The sequence below is a fragment of the Paenarthrobacter sp. TYUT067 genome (assembly GCF_023656375.1).
Lineage (GTDB): Bacteria > Actinomycetota > Actinomycetes > Actinomycetales > Micrococcaceae > Arthrobacter.
In genome coordinates this window covers 1-791 of record NZ_JAMOIT010000049.1, presented here as the reverse complement: position 1 = coordinate 791, position 791 = coordinate 1, and the positions used below count along the sequence as shown (strand labels likewise).

The following is a 791-nucleotide window of genomic DNA, read 5'->3' as shown; positions in this document are numbered from 1 at the left end:
GGTGGCCTAACCCTTGTGGGGGGAGCCGTCGAAGGTGGGACCGGCGATTGGGACTAAGTCGTAACAAGGTAGCCGTACCGGAAGGTGCGGCTGGATCACCTCCTTTCTAAGGAGCTGCTAACAACTGCTTGCTGTGCCTGCATGGGTGTGGTGGTGGTTGTCAGTGTTGCCCATTGCGCAGGCGTCTGTTCTGCGGTGGGTGCTCATGGGTGGAATATCAACGAATCAAATTTTTTTGGCATGGCCTTGACCGGTTGTGTCCTGGTGCTAGTACGGCGGCCTGTGTCTCTCTTTGTGGGGGTGTGGGTTGTGTGGAACGTGGCTGGGGCGTGGTTGGTGCGGGGTTGTGTTTGGCGCACTGTTGGGTCCTGAGGCAACAGGACCTTTTTGCAGCAATGCATAGGGGGCACTTCTGGTGTTTCTTTTGTTCCTGCTTCCGGTACGGCCGCTCGTGTGCATGGCTCCCCTTTTTTGGTGGGGGTTGTGGTGGGTGGTGGTCTGGTTGATGGGGTTGTTGTTTGAGAACTACATAGTGGACGCGAGCATCTGGAACACACACGCTTTGGTGTGTGTGTTCTTACAGCAATTTCTTATGAATGAACCTGGCCCTTGTGGTCGTGGTTCTCTCGAATAGATGATGCATGACCGGATGAGAGTCCGGTCTTTGTGTGGTCAAGTTTTTAAGGGCACACGGTGGATGCCTTGGCATTAGGAGCCGAAGAAGGACGTAGGAATCTGCGATAAGCCTGGGGGAGTTGATAACCGAGCGTTGATCCCAGGATGTCCGAATG

At 54.7% G+C, this 791-nt stretch carries 2 rRNA genes; both read left to right on the top strand.

From position 1 onward, the window contains the following. Positions 1-106, top strand: a 16S ribosomal RNA gene (locus MOD31_RS21840); the annotation flags it as partial. Between the two features lie 564 nt (positions 107-670). After that, a 23S ribosomal RNA gene (locus MOD31_RS21835) occupies positions 671-791 on the top strand; the annotation flags it as partial.